Raw genomic sequence first — 16092 nt, 5'->3', positions numbered from 1 at the left:
CCTAGTCGGTGACGGGCCCCTACTCTGACGGACCGTCAGATGCTTGGCCAGGGTCGAGGAGGGTCCGGATGCTGCTCCAGGGGAAGACGGTCGTCGTGTCGGGGGTCGGTGCCGGGCTCGGGCACCGGGTCGCCGAGACGGTGGTACGGGACGGGGGCAACGCGGTGCTCGGCGCGCGCACCGAGGGCAATCTCGCCAAGTCCGCCGCCGAGATCGACCCGGAGGGGCGCCGTACCGCGTACCGCGTCACCGACATCACCGACGAGGAGCAGTGCGAGGCCCTCGCCGCGCTCGCCGCCGCGCGCTTCGGCGGCATCGACGCGGTGGTCCACGTCGCCGCCCTGGACTCCTACTTCGGCGGCCTGGAGGACGCCGACTTCGCGACCTGGCAGCAGGTCCTCGACGTCAATCTGCTCGGCACGCTGCGGATGACCCGGGCCTGCCTGCCGGCGCTCAGGGAGCGCGGGGGTTCGGTGGTCCTGATCGGTACGCAGTCGGCGGTGGCCGCGCCCTCGCAGGTGCGGCAGGCGGCGTACGCAGCGTCGAAGGGGGCGCTCACCTCGGCCATGTACTCGCTCGCGCACGAGCTCGGGCCGCACCGGATCCGGGTCAACACGGTGCTGCCGGGCTGGATGTGGGGGCCGCCGGTGCAGGCGTACGTCCGGTTCGCCGCGCACGGCGAGGGGGTGCCGGAGGCGGAGGTGCTCGCCCGGCTGACCGAGCGGATGGCGCTGCCGGAGCTCGCGACGGACGGGGACGTGGCGGAGGCGGCGGTCTTCCTCGCCTCGGACCGGGCGCGGGCGATCACGGGGCAGTCGCTGCTGGTCAACGCGGGTGAGCTGATGCGGTGACCCTGCCCCGGAGAGGGTTCCGGACGACGACAACAAGTTCATGGACATGAACAAGGGTCAGTAAACAGAACGATTTTACTGTCCCTTGACCCTCCATTGCATTGTCCCCGCCTCACAACACGCCACACCATGAACGGCGTTCACAAGGGCGTCCACAAGGCGGACCAGACCCCTGGAGGGGGCTTCATGAACAGTCTCGACTGGGCCGTGCTCATCGGCTATTTCGGCGTGATGGTCGCGATCGGCGTCTGGTCCCACAAGCGGGTGGACACCGTCTCCGACTTCTTCACCGCCGGCGGCCGGATGCCCTGGTGGCTCTCCGGCATCTCGCACCACATGTCGGGCTACAGCGCCGTGATGTTCACCGGTTACGCCGGCATCGCCTACACCTACGGCGTCACCTCCTACGTCACCTGGTCCTTCCCCATCGCCATCGGCATCGCGATCGGCGCGAACCTCTTCGCGCCCCGCCTCAACCGGCTGCGCTCCCGGCTCCGGGTCGCCTCCCCGCTCGAATACCTCAAGGACCGCTACAACCTCCCCACCCAGCAGGCCCTCGCCTGGTCCGGTGTCCTCCTGAAGATCGTCGACGTCGGCGCCAAGTGGGCCGCCATCGCGACCCTGCTCTCCGTCTTCACCGGCATCTCCCTCAACCAGGGCATCCTCATCACCGGCGTCGTCACCGGCATCTACTGCACGGTCGGCGGACTCTGGGCCGACGCCCTCACCGAACTCGGCCAGTTCGTCATCCAGTTCTTCGCCGGCATCGCGATGCTCGTCGCCGTCATGGCGAAGCTCGGCGGCTTCAGCGCCCTGTGGACCGTGTGGGACCGGCCCGAGCTCCAGGGCCACACCGCGCCGACGGCCGGCCCGTACACGATGACGTTCCTGCTCGCGTACCTCTTCATCAAGACCTTCGAGTACAGCGGCGGCATGTGGAACCAGGCCCAGCGCTACATGGCCACCCCCAGCGCCCGCGAGGCCACCCGCTCCGGCCGGCTCTCCGCCGCGCTCTGGTTCGTGTGGCCGCTCGTCCTCTTCTTCCCCATGTGGGTCGCGCCGCTGCTCGTCGACCCGAAGAAGCCCGACGCCTCCGACAGCTACGCCCTGATGACCGAGCAGCTGCTGCCGCACGGGCTGCTCGGCCTGGTCGTCGTCGGCTTCTTCTCGCACACCATGGCCATGTGCTCCTCCGACGCCAACGCCATCGCCGCCGTCTTCACCCGGGACATCGCGCCCGTCCTCAGCAAGGCCGCGCGGAGCTGGACGCAGCAGGCGGGGCTGCTCGCCGCGCGCTGGTCGACGATCGCGTTCCTCGCCCTGTCGATGGCGGTCGCCACCCAGGTCAACTCCCCCACCTTCAAGGACATCATCACCGTCGTCATCAAGTGGGTGGCCGGTCTGATGGGCCCGATCGCCATCCCGTTCATGCTGGGTCTGCTGCGGACCTTCCGGAAGTCCGGGCCGACGGCGGCGCTGGTCTCGTGGGCGGCCGGCCTCTTCGTCTTCTGGCTGACCAACTACGGCCTGGACGGCATGGAGCTGCAGATCCAGATCGTCTCGCCGCTCGCCACTTCCCTCATCCTGTACGTCCTCATCGGCTTCGTCAGGCCGGAGGACACCCCGGCGAGGGACGCGATCCTCGACAAGCTCCACTCGGACGACGGCAGCCCGGCCGGAGGAGCCGGAGCCGCCGCGATCCCCGCGCAGACCGGCGGCGACCGCTCGGATCAGCCGCGCGGGTAGCGCGCCAGCCAGCCCGGCGAGGACCCCGTCGGGCCGTGCAGGGCGGCCCCCTGCGTCATCTCCATCGAGAAGTCGTCCGCGAGCTCCAGGAGCGTCGCACGGCCCTCCAGTTCGGCCAGCCAGGCCGGCGGGAGGGCCGTCTCGCCGTGCAGGGCGCCGAGCAGCGCGCCGGTCAGCGTCCCCGTCACCGCCGAGGGCCCGTCGTGGTTCACGGCGAGCCGCAGCCCGTGCCGTACGTCCTCGCCGACCAGGGCGCAGTAGACGGCCGCCGCCAGCTGCCCCTCGGCCCGGTCCTCGTCCGCGCCGAGGGCCGCCACCCGCTCCGGGTTCGGCGCTCCTTCCCGTACGGCTCCGAGGGCGCGTCCGAGCGCCTCGGTGACCGGCTCGTGGCCGGGGCGCGCCGCCAGCAGCTCCAGGGCCCGGTCCACGGCCGCCTCCACGGAGCCGCCGCGCGCGAGACCGTGGACGGTGACCGCGAAGGCGCCCGACGCGAGGCCGGCGGCGGGGGCGCCGTGGGTCTGCACCGCGCACTCCACGGCGAGCTGGCAGACGAGCTGCGGCTCCCAGCCGACGAGCAGCCCGAAGGGGGCGGAGCGGACGAGGGCGCCGGAGTCGGCGGCCTGCGGGTTCTTGGGCTTGTCGAGGGTGCCGAGGATGTCGTCGCCGAGGCCGGTGAGGCAGGCGCGGGGCGGGTTGCGGCGGGCGTAGAGCCACTCCTCGCGGGCGAGCCAGCCGTTGTCCTTGCGGCGCTCGTCGGGGCCCCAGTCGCGCTGGGTGGCGGCCCAGCGGAGGTGCGCCCGGTGGACGTCGGTGGGCGGGTGCCAGACGCCGGTGTCGCGCCGGACCTGGGCGCGGATCAGGCCGTCGACGGTGAACAGGCCCATCTGGGTGGCGGCGGTGACGGCGCCGGGGCGGCCGAACGCGGGCGCGGGCTCCGTGAGTCCGTCAGGTCCGTGGGCGTCCCGGATCGCTTCGAGGGTGAGCCCGTCGACGCCCGCCCCCAGGGCGTCGCCGAGGGCTCCGCCGAGCAGACAGCCCCGTACGCGGGCGCGGAAGTCCTGCTGTTCGGCGCGGCCCCACACGGCCGCGGCTGTCGTGGCCACGTCGTGCCCTCCCCCCGTAGACCGGTCTGCGCAGCACTGTAATCGACCGGGTACGCCCGTTCGGGGGCCGGAACGTTATATGATCCGACGCCCTTCAGGCCGCTTTTGACCGGACTCGCCACCCTCGATCACCGGCAGCAGTTCGGGGAGGTGGCCGTCGGAGGCTCGGGCGGTGTGTTGGCGTTCCTCGGGGACTTCGCCGTACAGGGTCGTGCGGGGTTTCGCCGGGCGGCCCGCTGCCTCCGCGATGGCCTCCAGGTCGCGGATCGAGCGGTACGAGCCGTAACTCGACCCGGCCATGCGGGAGATGGTCTCCTCCATCAGCGTGCCGCCGAGGTCGTTGGCGCCGGAGCGGAGCATCTCGGCGGCGCCCTCCGTGCCCAGCTTGACCCAGCTGGTCTGGATGTTGGGGATGTGGGGGTGGAGGAGCAGCCGGGCCATGGCGATGACCGCGCGGTTGTCGCGGACGGTCGGGCCGGGGCGGGCGATGCCCGCGAGGTAGACGGGCGCGTTGGTGTGGATGAAGGGGAGCGTCACGAACTCGGTGAAGCCACCCGTCTCCTGCTGGATGCGGGCCAGGGTGCGGAAGTGGCCGAGCCAGTGCCGGGGCTGGTCCACGTGCCCGTACATCATCGTGGACGACGAGCGGATGCCCAGCTCGTGGGCCGTGGTGATGACCTCGATCCACGTCGCCGTCGGCAGCTTGCCCTTGGTGAGGACCCAGCGGACCTCGTCGTCGAGGATCTCGGCGGCCGTGCCGGGGATCGAGTCGAGCCCGGCCTCCTTCGCGGCCGTCAGCCACTCGCGGATGGAGAGGCCGGTGCGGGTGGCGCCGTTCACGACCTCCATCGGGGAGAAGGCGTGGACGTGCATGCCGGGGACCCGTTCCTTCACCGCGCGGGCGATGTCGAAGTACGCGGTGCCGGGCAGGTCGGGGTGGATGCCGCCCTGCATGCAGACCTCGACGGCGCCGACCTCCCAGGCCTGCTGGGCGCGGTCCGCGACCTGGTCGAGGGAGAGCGTGTACGCGTCGGCGTCCGTACGGCGCTGGGCGAAGGCGCAGAAACGGCAGCCGGTGTAGCAGACGTTGGTGAAGTTGATGTTCCGGGTGACGACGTACGTGACGTCGTCGCCGACGGCGTCACGCCGGACGTCGTCCGCGATCCGGGTGAGCGCGTCGAGGGCGGGCCCGTCGGCGTGGAGCAGCGCGAGCGCCTGGGCGTCGCTGAGCTTCGTCGGGTCGGCGGCGGCCGTGCTCAGCGCCTCGCGGACGTCGGCGTCGACCCGCTCCGGGACCATCCCGGGCGCGGCGGCCTCGCGCAGCGCCTCCCAGTCGCCGTACACCTCGTCGAAGTCGTCGCGCCGGTCGTGGGTGCGGCCCGTGGTGTCGATGGTGGCGTGCAGGTCGGTGCGGCCGGCGGCGGTGAACGCCTCCTCGGGCTCCTGCCAGGGCAGGCCGCGCACCTCCGCGTCCGGGTTCGCGAGGCCGGTCCCGGGGTCGGCGAGGGCGCGGACGTGCGGGAGGAGCCGGGGGTCGAGCCAGGGTTCGCCCCGGGTGACGAACTCGGGGTAGACGCAGAGACGTTCGCGCAGCTCGAACCCTGCGGCGGCGGAGCGGGCGGCCAGCTCGTCGATCTGCGGCCAGGGCCGCTCGGGGTTGACGTGGTCGATGGTGAGCGGGGAGACACCGCCCCAGTCGTCGATACCGGCGGCGATCAGCCGCTCGTACGCGGAGTCGACGAGGTTCGGCGGGGCCTGGAGGCAGGCGGAGGGGCCCAGGATGAGGCGGGCGACGGCGACGGTGGCGACGAGGTCGTCGAGTTCGGCGTCGGGTGTTCCGCGCATGGCCGTGTCCGGCTTGGCGCGGAAGTTCTGGATGATCAGCTCCTGGATCGAGTGGTACGCCCTCGACACCCGGCGCAGCGCGAAGAGGGACTCGGCCCGCTCCTCCAGGGTCTCCCCGATGCCGAGGAGCAGCCCTGAGGTGAAGGGCACGGAGGACCGTCCGGCGTCCTCCAGGACCCTGAGCCGGACGGCCGGTTCCTTGTCGGGGGACCCGTAGTGGGGGCCGCCGGGTTCGGACCAGAGGCGGGTCGCGGTGGTCTCCAGCATCATCCCCATGGAGGGCGCGACCGGCTTGAGGCGCTGGAAGTCGGTCCAGGACAGCACGCCCGGGTTGAGGTGCGGGAGGAGCCCGGTCTCCTCCAGGATGCGGATCGCCATGGCGCGTACGTACGCGATGGTGTCGTCGTAACCGTGCGCGTCGAGCCACTCGCGGGCCTCGGGCCACCGGTCCTCCGGCTTGTCGCCGAGGGTGATGAGGGCTTCCTTGCAGCCGAGTTCGGCGCCGCGCCGGGCGATGTCGAGGACCTCGTCCGGCGACATGAACATCCCGTGGCCGTCGCGGCGGAGCTTGCCGGGGACGGTGACGAAGGTGCAGTAGTGGCACTTGTCCCGGCAGAGGCGGGTGAGCGGTATGAACACGCTCTTCGAGTACGTGATGATCCCCGGCCGCCCGGCGGCGTCGAGCCCGGCGTCCCGCACCCGCCCGGCGGAGGCGACCAGATCAGCCAGGTCCTCTCCCCGCGCCCACAGCAGCACGGTGGCCTCGGTGACATCGAGCGCCACCCCGTCCCTGGCCCGCTTGAGGGCACGGCGCATGGCGTTCTCGGTGGGTCGCGCTGCCTGGTGATCCGTCATGGACCGAGCATACGAGCGGGTACGGCGGGGAGGATTCGGATCCCCGCAGGTTGGCCGGTCAGTGGTAGCCCAGTATCCCGGGCGCGTCGATGTCCACTGTGACGATGCCGGGCGGGTAGCGGTCCTCGTGGGCCGTGAGCAGGATCGACATGCCGGTGAACTGCGGCCGCGGCGAGGCGCAGTAGAGCGCGTGGCACGTGTCCAGGCCGCCGAAACCGTCGCGCACGAGAGTGCCGACGGTCATTGCGGCGACGGTGTCGAGGTTGTCGACGTCGACGGCGGAGAAGGTGAGGGCGGCGCGCCCTGCACCCTCACTCGTCGCCTCGGCCTCCGCCAGACACAGGGCCGGGACCCGCATGCGGTCGCCGGGGGTCTTCGCCATGTTGGCGGCGAGCTCGATGAGGGCCTTGTGGCCCTCGGCGAGCGCACGAACCGCGCTGGTGTCGAGGATGATCACGCGGCTTCGCTCCGAGCGGCCCGGACCTTCTCCGCCGCGATCTTGTAGATGTTGCCGAGGATGTCGGGCGCCCGGTCGAACTCCTCGTCGCTCATGTCCACGCCGAGGAGCGCTCGGGCATGGTCACGGTCCGCCCGCAGCCGTTCCGCGATCTCCTCGCGAGTGGGCTCCTTCTCCGCCAGCTGCTGGACCAGCTGACCCAAGGTGAGGCCGCGCTCGGCAGCGAGGGTGGCCAGGTGGTCGCGGGTCTCCTTGGAGACCTGGATCGTCGTCGTCGCCATAGACGAACTATATCTGCCTTACGGCAGGTACCGTGCGAACTCGTCCAGCACCCCCAGCACCTCCGCCTCACCCCCCGGCGGCAGCTGGAGGACGACCTCCTCGCAGCCCAGTTCCTCGTAGCGGGCGAGCTTGCCGGGGTTCGGCAGGACCGCGTACGGAACGACCTGCAGGGCCTTCGGGTCGCGGCCCGCGCGCTCCCAGACCTCCCGCAGTACCGGGAGCGACTCCGTCAGTCCCCGGCCGCCGATCGGCATCCAGCCGTCGGTCCGCGCGGCGATCTCCGCGAACAACTTCGGGCCCGCCGCCCCGCCCAGGAGGGTGCGCGGGGCGCCGCCGGCCGGCTTGGGCCAGGCCTCGGACGCCCGGACCGAGTGGCCGAACCCGCCCTCGTACGCCGTCGGCTCCGGCGCCCAAAGCGCCCGCATCAGGTCCAGGCGGTCGCCGGTCAGGTCCCGGCGGGTGGACCAGTCGACACCGTGGTCGGCGGCCTCCTCGCGGTTCCAGCCGTAGCCGACGCCGAGGGTGAAGCGGCCACCGGAGAGGTGGTCGAGCGTGGCGATCTGCTTGGCGAGGGCGATCGGGTCGTGCTGGGCGAGCAGGGTGATCCCCGTCCCGAGCCCGAGCCGCTCGGTGACGGCGGCGGCCTGCCCGAGCGCCACGAACGGGTCCAGGGTGCGCCCGTACTCCCGGGGCAGGTCACCGCCCGCCGGGTAGGGCGTGGTCCGTTCGACGGGGATGTGGGTGTGCTCGGGGAGGTAGAGCCCGGCGAAGCCGCGCTGCTCCAGCTCGCGCGCGAGCCGCACCGGGGTGATGGTCTCGTCGGTCAGGAAGATCGTGGTCGAGATCCGCATAGCGGCACGGTAGGCCGTGCGGCGCGGTTTTCCGAGGGGTACGGCACGGGCGGCGCCCGGCAGGATGTGCCGGGGAGTACGGGCGGGCCGTGTCCGTCAGGAACGGCCCGGGTCCACCGCCCGCTGCTCCGCCGCCAGGTCTCCGTACCCGCCGTGCTCCCAGACCTTCTCGCGGAAGCGCTGGAGGGTGAGCGGGATCCGGTCCTCGCCGGGCACGCCTTCGAGGTGGACGGTGCCGCAGCGGTGGCAGTACCAGCCGTGCGACCAGAGTTCCTCGGCGCGGTGGCGCCCGCGCGTCAGGCGGGCGAAGGCGCTGCGGCGGCGCAGCACCACGGCGAGCACCAGGACGGCGGTGAGCAGCGCGAACGCCGAGATCCAGCCGAGGAAGGCGAAGTCGGGCGGGGGCGCGGCCGCGACCGTCCCCAGCGGCTGCGAGTAGTCCGGCTCGGACGAGCCCTCCGGGATGAGATACACCCCGCCCACGTGCGGCACCCCGTCGCCGCCCGCCGCCGCGGGCTCGTCCTCGAACCAGTGACCGGCCTGGACGCCGCCGATGAAGGTGCCGATCGAGACGAGGGCGGCGAAGACGCCGAGGACGACGATCCCGTACGTCGGCGACCGCGGCACCGGTGCGAGCGCGTCGGAGACCCCCGTGGTCACCGTCCGCGTCACGGTCCGCATGTCGCCGTCCGAGTCCCGCTCACGGCTGCTGACCGCGTCACGTCCCGCGAGGTACACGGCCGGCACGGCCTGCACCCGGTCCTCGCGCCCGCAGCCCGGGCACGTGTGTGTCCTGCTCATCGTCGTCTCCCCCCAGTCGACAGAAGTGACGGGATCATGCCACCCGCGGTTCCTTTCCCGCCCGTTCTTTCCCTCCCAGGAAATACGCCTGCGCCGCCGCTCCCCGCCCTCTACCGTGGCCCGGTGCTGAACCAGATCGAGACGTACTACGACGCCGTCCCCCGCTCCTCCGCCCGCGCCGAGGACTTCGGGCCGCTGACCCTCTTCGTACGGGAGGGCGAGGGCTGGCCCTTCTACGCGCGCCCCACCCTCGGGACCGCCGGTGACATCCCGGTCGAGGCCGTGGAGAAGGTCAGGGCCCGGCAGCGGGAGCTCGGTGTGCCCGAGGCCTTCGAGTGGGTCGCGGAGACGACGCCGGGGCTGCGGGCGGCCGTGGAGGCGAGCGGGCTCACCGTGCACGAGCACCCGCTGATGGTCCTGGCCGGCGACGGGCTCGCCGTACCGGAGCCGGAGGACGTCACCGTGCGGATGGTCGGCGCGGACGACCCGGCCCTGGAGAGCGCCGTCGCGGCGCCGTTCGCCGCCTTCGGCGTCGCCCCCGAGCCGGGCACCGCGGCGCGGACCGGCGCCAGGATCGAAGCCGGGTGGACCCGGCTCGCGGCGGCCCTCGACGGCGCGGGAGGCGCGCTCTCGGCCGGCCAGCACCAGCCCGTCGGGGCCGTCTCCGAGGTCGTCGGCGTCGGCACGGTCCCGGCGGCCCGGCGTCGGGGCCTCGGCCTCGCCGTGACGGCCGCCCTGGTCGCGGACGCCCGCGCCCACGGGACGGAGCTGGTGTTCCTGTCGGCCTCGGACGCGGACGTGGCCCGGCTGTACGGCCGGCTCGGCTTCCGTACGGTCGCGACGGCGCTCATCGCGGAGGCGGAGGCGTAGGACGAAAAACGAAGGTGGCGGACCCCCCACGGGCCCGCCACCTTCGCGTTCGTATGACTCAGGAACGCACGACCGTCAGTCGGCCACCACCAGGGACGGCGTCTCCTTCGTCAGGATCTCGCCGCGGAAGAAGGCGGGGCTCCTGCGCTGCATGACCAGCATGATCACCACGCCGAGGAGGAGCAGCCCGACGCCGATCACGAAGACCGAGCCGACACCGAGGACCGCGGAGCCGGAGCCGTATGCCGGGTCCCACATGTCGTACAGCGTCTTGCCGAAGACGGCGGTCAGCATCAGGCCGCCGAGCAGCGGCATGAGGCCCTTGTAGGCGAAGTTCCGGCCGGAGCGGAAGAGCTCGCCGCGGAAGTACCAGACGCAGGCGAAGGCCGTGAGCGCGTAGTAGAAGCAGATCATCAGGCCGAGCGCGTAGATCGTGTCGACCAGGACGTTCTCACTGAGCAGGGTCATCACGGTGTAGAAGACGCCCGTGGCGGCGCCGGCCACGATGGTGGCCTTGCCGGGGGTCTTGAAGACCGGGTGGACCTTGGTGAAGGACTTCGGCAGCGCCTCGTACGTCGACATCGCGAGCACCGTGCGGGCGACCGGGATGAACGTGGTCTGGAGGCTGGCGGCGGCCGAGGCGAGGACCGCGACGAAGAGCAGGATGCCGAGCGCGGGGCCCATGACGGGGCCGGCGAGCGCGGCGAAGACGTTGTCGGAGGTCTCCGGGTTGGCGAGGCCGAGGCCCTCCTCGCCGGAGCCGACGACCATCTGCGCGGCGATGCCGGTGGCCAGGTAGGAGGCGACCAGGACGACCATCGCGATGAGCGCGGCGCGGCCGGGGGTCTTCGCGCTGCCGGTGGTCTCCTCGTTGGTCGCCATGCAGGCGTCCCAGCCCCAGTACATGAAGATCGAGAGGGAGAGCCCGGCGGTGAAGGCGGCGAAGGACTGGACCGCGAAGGGGTTCATCCAGGACCAGGAGAAGGAGACCGAGGTCTCGAAGTCGCCGGCCTTCGAGAGCGCCATGGCCACGAAGACCACGAGGACGACGAGCTGGAGGCCGACGAGGGCGTACTGGATGCCCTTGGTGGCGGTCATGCCCCGGTAGCTGATCGCGGTGGCGACGGCGATGAGCGTGAGGCAGGTGATGATGTGGACGGCCTTGTTCTCGTCCAGGGCGGCGATGGACTCACTGCCGGTGATCTCACCCGCGAGGAGCCAGAAGTAGGAGGTCGCGACGCCGGCGAGGTTGGAGAGCACGATGATCGTCGCGATGACGAGGCCCCAGCCGCACATCCAGCCGATCTTGGGGCCGAAGGCCTTCACGGTCCACGTGAAGGAGGTGCCGCAGTCGGGCATGACCCGGTTGAGCTCCCGGTACGCGAAGGCGACGAGGAGCATCGGGAGGAAGCCCGCGAGGAAGATGGCCGGCATCTGGAGGCCGACCTCGCCGGCCGTGGAGCCGAGCGTCGAGGTCAGGCAGTAGACGGGGGCGACCGTCGAGATGCCGATCACGGCACTGCCGAGGAGGCCGACGGAGTTGCCTCCGAGGCCCTTGGTGCGAACGCCGTGGCTGTCGCCCGGGGCGTTGACGCCCCTTACCGTGTCTCCGGCCTGAGGCCGTGCTTCCACCTGAGTCATGAACAGGACGTTAAATGCTGCGGTTTCCACATCCGGAGGTCTTGACTCCGCAAGACTCACCGATCTACTGCCTTGCTTTGCGAGGCAGAATCAGGCCAGATGCCAATGATTGAAAGATCGACGACCGCGAGGGGCCGACCAACCGGTAGGTCGATCGACCCCTCGTCCGATATGCGGGAACCGCAGCTGAGCCCGGAATGTCCGTTTTCAAATTTTCCCGAGGAATTTTCGCGGAGGTCGTGCGGGCGCCCTCGACCCGGGCTCAGCCCGGCCACACCACCGCTTGCAGCTCGCTGTAGGCGTGCAGCGCGTACGAGCCCACGTCCCGTCCGACCCCGCTCCGCTTGAATCCGCCGAACGGTGCCTCCATGTTCCGGCCGATCGTGTTCACCCCCACCCCGCCGGCCCGCAGCCGGGCCGCGATCCGGAAGGCGCGGGCCACGTCGCCCGACCACACGTAGTCGATGAGCCCGTAGTCGCTGTCGTCGGCGAGCGCGATCCCCTCCTCCTCGTCGTCGAAGGGGACGACCACGACGACCGGGCCGAAGATCTCCTCCCGGACCACCCGCATTCCGGGGGTGCAGTCGGCGAGCAGCGTCGGCGCCACGTAGAAGCCCCTGGCGAGGTCCGGGCGCTCGCCGCCCGCGACGACCCGCGCCCCCTCCTTACGGCCGAGCTCGACGTACGACTCCACCCGGTCGCGGTGGGCCGCCGAGATCACCGGGCCGACGACCGTGCCCTTCGCCGCCGGGTCCCCCACCGTCATGAAGGCCATGTACCCGGTCAGCTTCTCGACCAGCCGCTCGTAGATCCCGCGCTGGGCGAGCACCCGGGTCGGGGCCGTACAGATCTGTCCGCTGTAGAAGGAGAACGTCGTCCCGATCCCCATGACCGCCGAGTCCAGGTCGGCGTCGTCGAGGACGAGCGCGGCCCCCTTGCCGCCCAGCTCCATCAGCTGCCGCTTGAGCGCGCGGCCGCAGACCTCGCCGATCGCCTGCCCGACCGCCGTGGAGCCGGTGAACGACACCATGTCGACGTCCGGGGAGTCCACGGCCGCCTGCCCGGCCTCCACGGAGGAGCCGGTCACCACGTTGACGACGCCGGGCGGGACGCCGGCCTCCTCCAGGGCGCGGGTCATCGCGTACACGGAGAGCGGGTCCTGCGGGGCGGGCTTCACGAGGACCGTGTTGCCCATGGCGAGGGCCGGGGCGATCTTGCCGGCCGGGTTGGCCCAGGGGTTGTTGTACGAGGTGATGCAGGTGACGACGCCGACCGGGCGCCGTACCGCCACCGCGCCGAACACCCCGGCCTTCCCCATCGGGCCGGCTTCGTTGACCTGCGGGGGCAGTGCCTGCTCGACCGGCTCCATGGCCCCGCGCGCGTACCGCCGGAAGCGGGCGGCGCCGACGGCGACCTGCATGCCGCGCGCGGTGGCGGTGGTGGCCCCGGTCTCGGCGCGCGCGAGCAGGACGTTCTCCTCGGCGTCCCTGGCCATGAGGTCGGCGGCCCGGTCGAGGATCGCCGCCCGCTCCTCCGGCCGCGTACGGGACCAGGTGGCGAAGGCCTCGCGGGCGGCGGCGGCAGCCTCGTACACCTGGTGTCTGCCCGCCTCGGGCGCGAGGCCGACGACCTCCTCGGTGGCCGGGTCGATCACCTCGTAGTGACCGCCGTCGGGCTCGACCCACTCGCCGCCGATGAAGAGCTGCTGGTTCACCTGGTCGCCACCGTCCTCGTGTCGCGGCCGGAGCGCAGGACCTTCCCCGGGATCGCGCCGGTCACCTCGTCGTCCCGTACCGTCTCCACGCCGTTGACCCGTACCGACACGATCCCGACCGCCCGCGAGTCGAGGCGCGGGCTGTCCCCCGGCAGGTCGTGCACGAGGGTCGCCGGGCCCGCGTCGATCCGCTCCGGGTCGAAGAGGACGAGGTCGGCGTGGAAGCCCTCCTCGATCCGGCCGCGCTCGCGGAGGCCGAAGAGCCGGGCCGGGTCGTCGGTCAGCATCTGCACGGCCCGCTCCAGGGGGACCAGCTTCCTGCCCCGTAGGCAGTCGCCGAGGAACCGGGTCGTGTACGGGGCTCCGCACATCCGGTCCAGATGGGCGCCCGCGTCGGAGCCGCCGAGCAGGACGTCCTCGTGGTCCCAGGTCGCGCGGCGCAGGGCCCAGGAGGCCGGGTCGTTGTCGCTGGGCATCGGCCACAGGACGGTCCTGAGGTCGTCGTTGGCGCAGATCTCGACGAGGCACTGGAAGGGGTCCTGGCCGCGTTCGGCCGCGATGTCGTCGACGACGCGACCGGTGAGGCCCTCGTTCTCGCGGCTGTACGTGTCACCGATGACGTACCGGCCGAAGTGCGCGAGGCGCCGGAACACCCCGGCCTCCCTGGAGTCGGCGCGCCGCAGCATCCCGGCCCGTACGTCGGGGTCGCGGAGCTTCGCGAGCCGCTCGGGGAGGGGCAGTCCGAGGATCTCGCCCCAGCCCGGGATGAGGTTGAGGGCGCAGAACGTGCCGAGGGACATGTTCATGGGGGTGAGGATCGGCATGGTGAGGGCGACGATCCGGCCGCCGGACTTACGGGCCCGTTCGGAGGCGGTGAGCTGGCGCGGGACGCGTTCGGGGACGGCGGCGTCGATGGTGAGGACGTTCCAGTTGAGGGGCCGGCCGGCGGCGGCGCTCATCTCGACGAACAGGTCGATCTCGTCGTCCGAGAACTGGTCCAGGCAGCCGGCCAGGATCGCCTCGATCTGGGTGCCCTCGTGTTCGCCGACGGCCGCGGAGAGGGCGATCAGCTCGGCGGGGGTGGCGTGCCGGGAGGCGACGGGGGCACCGTCGCCGTCCGAGTGGGTGGAGGACTGGGTGGTGGAGAGCCCCCAGGCGCCGGCTTCCATGGCCCTCTTGAGGAGGGCGACCATCTGCTCCAGCTGCTCGGGGGTGGGCTGCCCGCCGACGGCGTCGGCGCCCATCACGTACCGGCGGAGGGCGCAGTGGCCGACCAAGAAGCCGGCGTTGACGGCGATCCGCCCGTCGAGGGCGTCGAGGTACTCGGCGAAGGAGGACCAGCTCCAGTCGACGCCCTCCTCCAGGGCCTTGAGCGCCATGCCCTCGACCTTGGACATCATGCGGCGGGTGTAGTCGGCGTCCTCGGGCCGGTCCGGGTGGAGCGGGGCCAGGGTGAAACCGCAGTTGCCGCCGACGACGGTGGTGACGCCGTGGTTCATGGAGGGGGTGGCGTACGGGTCCCAGAACAGCTGGGCGTCGTAGTGGGTGTGCGGGTCGACGAAGCCGGGGGCGAGGACGAGGCCGGTGGCGTCCTGGGTGGTACGGGCGGGCTCGGTCGCGGTGCCGGGTTCGGCGACCAGAGCGATGCGTCCGTCGCGTATGCCGACGTCGGCGGGGAAGCGGGGGGCGCCGGTGCCGTCCACGACGGTGGCGCCCTTGATCAGGTGGTCGAGCATGACGTTCCCTTTCTGGACGTGGACACGGGTGCGCCCCGGACCGGGGGCCGCCGCGGAACGGCTCCCGGCCGGGGCCGGTACGGGGTGGCGGTCCGGGAAGACACCACCCCGCGCTCGAACGCCGGGGCCGGCCCCGCCACCCGCGGCCCCGTCAGGAGCCCGCGGCCTGGCGGAAGCGGGTCGTGCGGTGGATCGGGTCCGTGTCGATCTTCGGGATCACGTGCTCACCGATCAGCCTGATCGAGTTCATCGTGTCCTCGTACGAGATCCCGATCGGCAATCCGAAAGACAGCTGGTCCGCCCCCGCCTGCTCCCACCGCTTGCACTGGGCGAGCACCTCCGACGGATCGCCGCAGATCATCAGCTCCTCCTGGATGAGGAGTTCGATGATCTCGGCCGAGTACTCGGGCAGCAGCTCCGGCCACTCGGGCACGCCCTCGGGCCGGGGGAACGTGTCGTGGTAGCGGAACAGCAGCGACTGGAGGTAGTTGAGGCCGCCCCCGACCGCGATCTCCACCGCCTTCTCGTGCGTCTCCGCGCAGATCGCCGTCGACGTCACCATCACGTTGTCGTTGACGAAGTCACCGACCGCCCGCGCCTCCTTGATCGCCGTCTTGTAGGACTCGACGACCCACTCCATGTCGGAGACCTTCTGCACGCTGAAGCCGAGGACGCCGAGCCCCTTCTTCCCCGCCATCGCATACGAGGACGGGGACCCGGCCGCGTACCACATCGCCGGGTGGGACTTCCCGTACGGCTTGGGGAGGATCTTGCGCGGCGGCAGCGACCAGTGCTTGCCCTGGAAGCCGACGTACTCGTCCTGGAGCCACATCTTGGGGAACTCGGCGATCGTCTCCTCCCACAGCTCCTTCGTGAAGTTCATGTCGGTGACGCCCGGCATGAACCCGAGGATCTCGTGGGAGCCGGCGCCACGCCCGGACCCGAACTCGAAGCGCCCGCCGGACAGGTGGTCGAGCATCGCGACCTTCTCGGCGACCTTGACCGGGTGGTTGACCGGGGCGAGCGGGTTGAAGATGCCCGAGCCGAGGTGGATCCGCTCCGTCGCGTGGGCGAGGTAGCCGAGGTAGACGTCGTTGGCGGAGAGGTGGGAGTACTCCTCCAGGAAGTGGTGCTCCGAGGCCCAGGCGTACTTGAAGCCGGACCTGTCCGCCTGGATGACGTACTCGGTCTCCTCCATGAGGGCCTTGTGCTCGGCTTCGGGATCGGTCTCGGCGCGCTTGCCGACGTATCCCTGTACGAAGATCCCGAATTCCAAGGGGGTTCACCGTCCTCGTCGTCACCCATGAATTCTGACGTACCGTCAGATTCTCGATGTGCCC

13 protein-coding genes are annotated in these 16092 nt (G+C 71.5%); 3 read left to right on the top strand and 10 right to left on the bottom strand.

The annotated features are described in order from the left end of the window. The first annotated feature begins 68 nt into the window (after positions 1 to 68). Positions 69 to 851: an SDR family oxidoreductase gene (locus tag ABT034_RS19040; protein ID WP_351216566.1), complete on the top strand. Its 783-nt coding sequence runs from the start codon at positions 69 to 71 to the stop codon at positions 849 to 851. Between the two features lie 186 nt (positions 852 to 1037). Next, positions 1038 to 2597, top strand: a complete 1560-nt coding sequence (locus tag ABT034_RS19035; RefSeq protein ID WP_351216564.1) for a sodium:solute symporter family protein — start codon at positions 1038 to 1040, stop codon at positions 2595 to 2597. Here ABT034_RS19035 and ABT034_RS19030 read toward each other — a convergent pair. From ABT034_RS19030 to ABT034_RS19005, 6 genes are all read right to left on the bottom strand, one after another. Then, positions 2582 to 3700: an ADP-ribosylglycohydrolase family protein gene (locus tag ABT034_RS19030; protein ID WP_351216562.1), complete on the bottom strand. Its 1119-nt coding sequence runs from the start codon at positions 3698 to 3700 to the stop codon at positions 2582 to 2584. The genes ABT034_RS19035 and ABT034_RS19030 overlap by 16 nt on opposite strands. A 75-nt stretch (positions 3701 to 3775) precedes the next feature. Then, positions 3776 to 6400 carry a bifunctional FO biosynthesis protein CofGH gene (locus tag ABT034_RS19025; RefSeq protein ID WP_351216560.1) on the bottom strand — a complete coding sequence of 875 codons (2625 nt, stop codon included), beginning with the start codon at positions 6398 to 6400 and terminating at the stop codon, positions 3776 to 3778. 58 nt (positions 6401 to 6458) lie between these two features. Beyond that, the gene (locus ABT034_RS19020; protein ID WP_351216558.1) at positions 6459 to 6857 is read right to left on the bottom strand and encodes a PIN domain-containing protein; all 399 of its coding nucleotides are present in this window, start codon (positions 6855 to 6857) and stop codon (positions 6459 to 6461) included. Then, a complete protein-coding gene (locus tag ABT034_RS19015; protein ID WP_351216556.1) occupies positions 6854 to 7138 on the bottom strand; it encodes a hypothetical protein in 285 nt (94 codons plus the stop codon). Before ABT034_RS19015 ends, ABT034_RS19020 begins: the two co-directional genes overlap by 4 nt. 18 nt (positions 7139 to 7156) lie before the next feature. Beyond that, positions 7157 to 7990 carry an LLM class F420-dependent oxidoreductase gene (locus ABT034_RS19010; RefSeq protein WP_351216554.1) on the bottom strand — a complete coding sequence of 278 codons (834 nt, stop codon included), beginning with the start codon at positions 7988 to 7990 and terminating at the stop codon, positions 7157 to 7159. A gap of 96 nt (positions 7991 to 8086) precedes the next feature. Next, complete coding sequence (locus ABT034_RS19005; RefSeq protein ID WP_351216552.1) at positions 8087 to 8791, bottom strand: hypothetical protein; 705 nt, start codon at positions 8789 to 8791, stop codon at positions 8087 to 8089. Positions 8792 to 8914: 123 nt separating this feature from the next. On the opposite strand from ABT034_RS19005, the gene ABT034_RS19000 reads away from it, so the two are divergent. Continuing rightward, entirely contained in the window at positions 8915 to 9661 is a 747-nt protein-coding gene (locus ABT034_RS19000) for a GNAT family N-acetyltransferase (RefSeq protein ID WP_351216550.1), read from the top strand. 75 nt (positions 9662 to 9736) lie between these two features. Here ABT034_RS19000 and ABT034_RS18995 read toward each other — a convergent pair whose 3' ends face one another. The 4 genes from ABT034_RS18995 to ABT034_RS18980 all read right to left on the bottom strand — a co-directional run bounded on the left by ABT034_RS18995 (position 9737) and on the right by ABT034_RS18980 (position 16028). Next, positions 9737 to 11302 (bottom strand): APC family permease, encoded by a 1566-nt coding sequence (locus tag ABT034_RS18995; RefSeq protein WP_351216548.1) that lies wholly within the window; start codon positions 11300 to 11302, stop codon positions 9737 to 9739. Between the two features lie 262 nt (positions 11303 to 11564). After that, positions 11565 to 13016, bottom strand: a complete 1452-nt coding sequence (locus tag ABT034_RS18990; RefSeq protein WP_351216546.1) for an aldehyde dehydrogenase family protein — start codon at positions 13014 to 13016, stop codon at positions 11565 to 11567. Then, positions 13013 to 14752: an N-acyl-D-amino-acid deacylase family protein gene (locus tag ABT034_RS18985; protein ID WP_351216544.1), complete on the bottom strand. Its 1740-nt coding sequence runs from the start codon at positions 14750 to 14752 to the stop codon at positions 13013 to 13015. The genes ABT034_RS18990 and ABT034_RS18985 overlap by 4 nt, the downstream gene beginning before the upstream one ends. Positions 14753 to 14903: 151 nt before the next feature. Beyond that, positions 14904 to 16028 (bottom strand): LLM class flavin-dependent oxidoreductase, encoded by a 1125-nt coding sequence (locus tag ABT034_RS18980; RefSeq protein WP_351216542.1) that lies wholly within the window; start codon positions 16026 to 16028, stop codon positions 14904 to 14906. Between the last annotated feature and the right edge of the window lie 64 nt (positions 16029 to 16092).

It is taken from the genome of Streptomyces sp. NPDC002773, from assembly GCF_040295605.1.
Classification (GTDB): Bacteria; Actinomycetota; Actinomycetes; order Streptomycetales; family Streptomycetaceae; genus Streptomyces.
This window is presented reverse-complemented; position numbering and strand designations above follow the sequence as displayed.

Bases quoted from the DNA above. Each gene is read 5' to 3' on its own strand.
- ABT034_RS19040 (WP_351216566.1), top strand. From the start codon at position 69: ATGCTGCTCCAGGGGAAGACGGTCGTCGTGTCGGGGGTCGGTGCCGGG.
- ABT034_RS19035 (WP_351216564.1), top strand. From the start codon at position 1,038: ATGAACAGTCTCGACTGGGCCGTGCTCATCGGCTATTTCGGCGTGATG.
- ABT034_RS19025 (WP_351216560.1), bottom strand. From the start codon at position 6,400: ATGACGGATCACCAGGCAGCGCGACCCACCGAGAACGCCATGCGCCGT.
- ABT034_RS19015 (WP_351216556.1), bottom strand. From the start codon at position 7,138: ATGGCGACGACGACGATCCAGGTCTCCAAGGAGACCCGCGACCACCTG.
- ABT034_RS19010 (WP_351216554.1), bottom strand. From the start codon at position 7,990: ATGCGGATCTCGACCACGATCTTCCTGACCGACGAGACCATCACCCCG.
- ABT034_RS19005 (WP_351216552.1), bottom strand. From the start codon at position 8,791: ATGAGCAGGACACACACGTGCCCGGGCTGCGGGCGCGAGGACCGGGTG.
- ABT034_RS18995 (WP_351216548.1), bottom strand. From the start codon at position 11,302: ATGACTCAGGTGGAAGCACGGCCTCAGGCCGGAGACACGGTAAGGGGC.
- ABT034_RS18985 (WP_351216544.1), bottom strand. From the start codon at position 14,752: ATGCTCGACCACCTGATCAAGGGCGCCACCGTCGTGGACGGCACCGGC.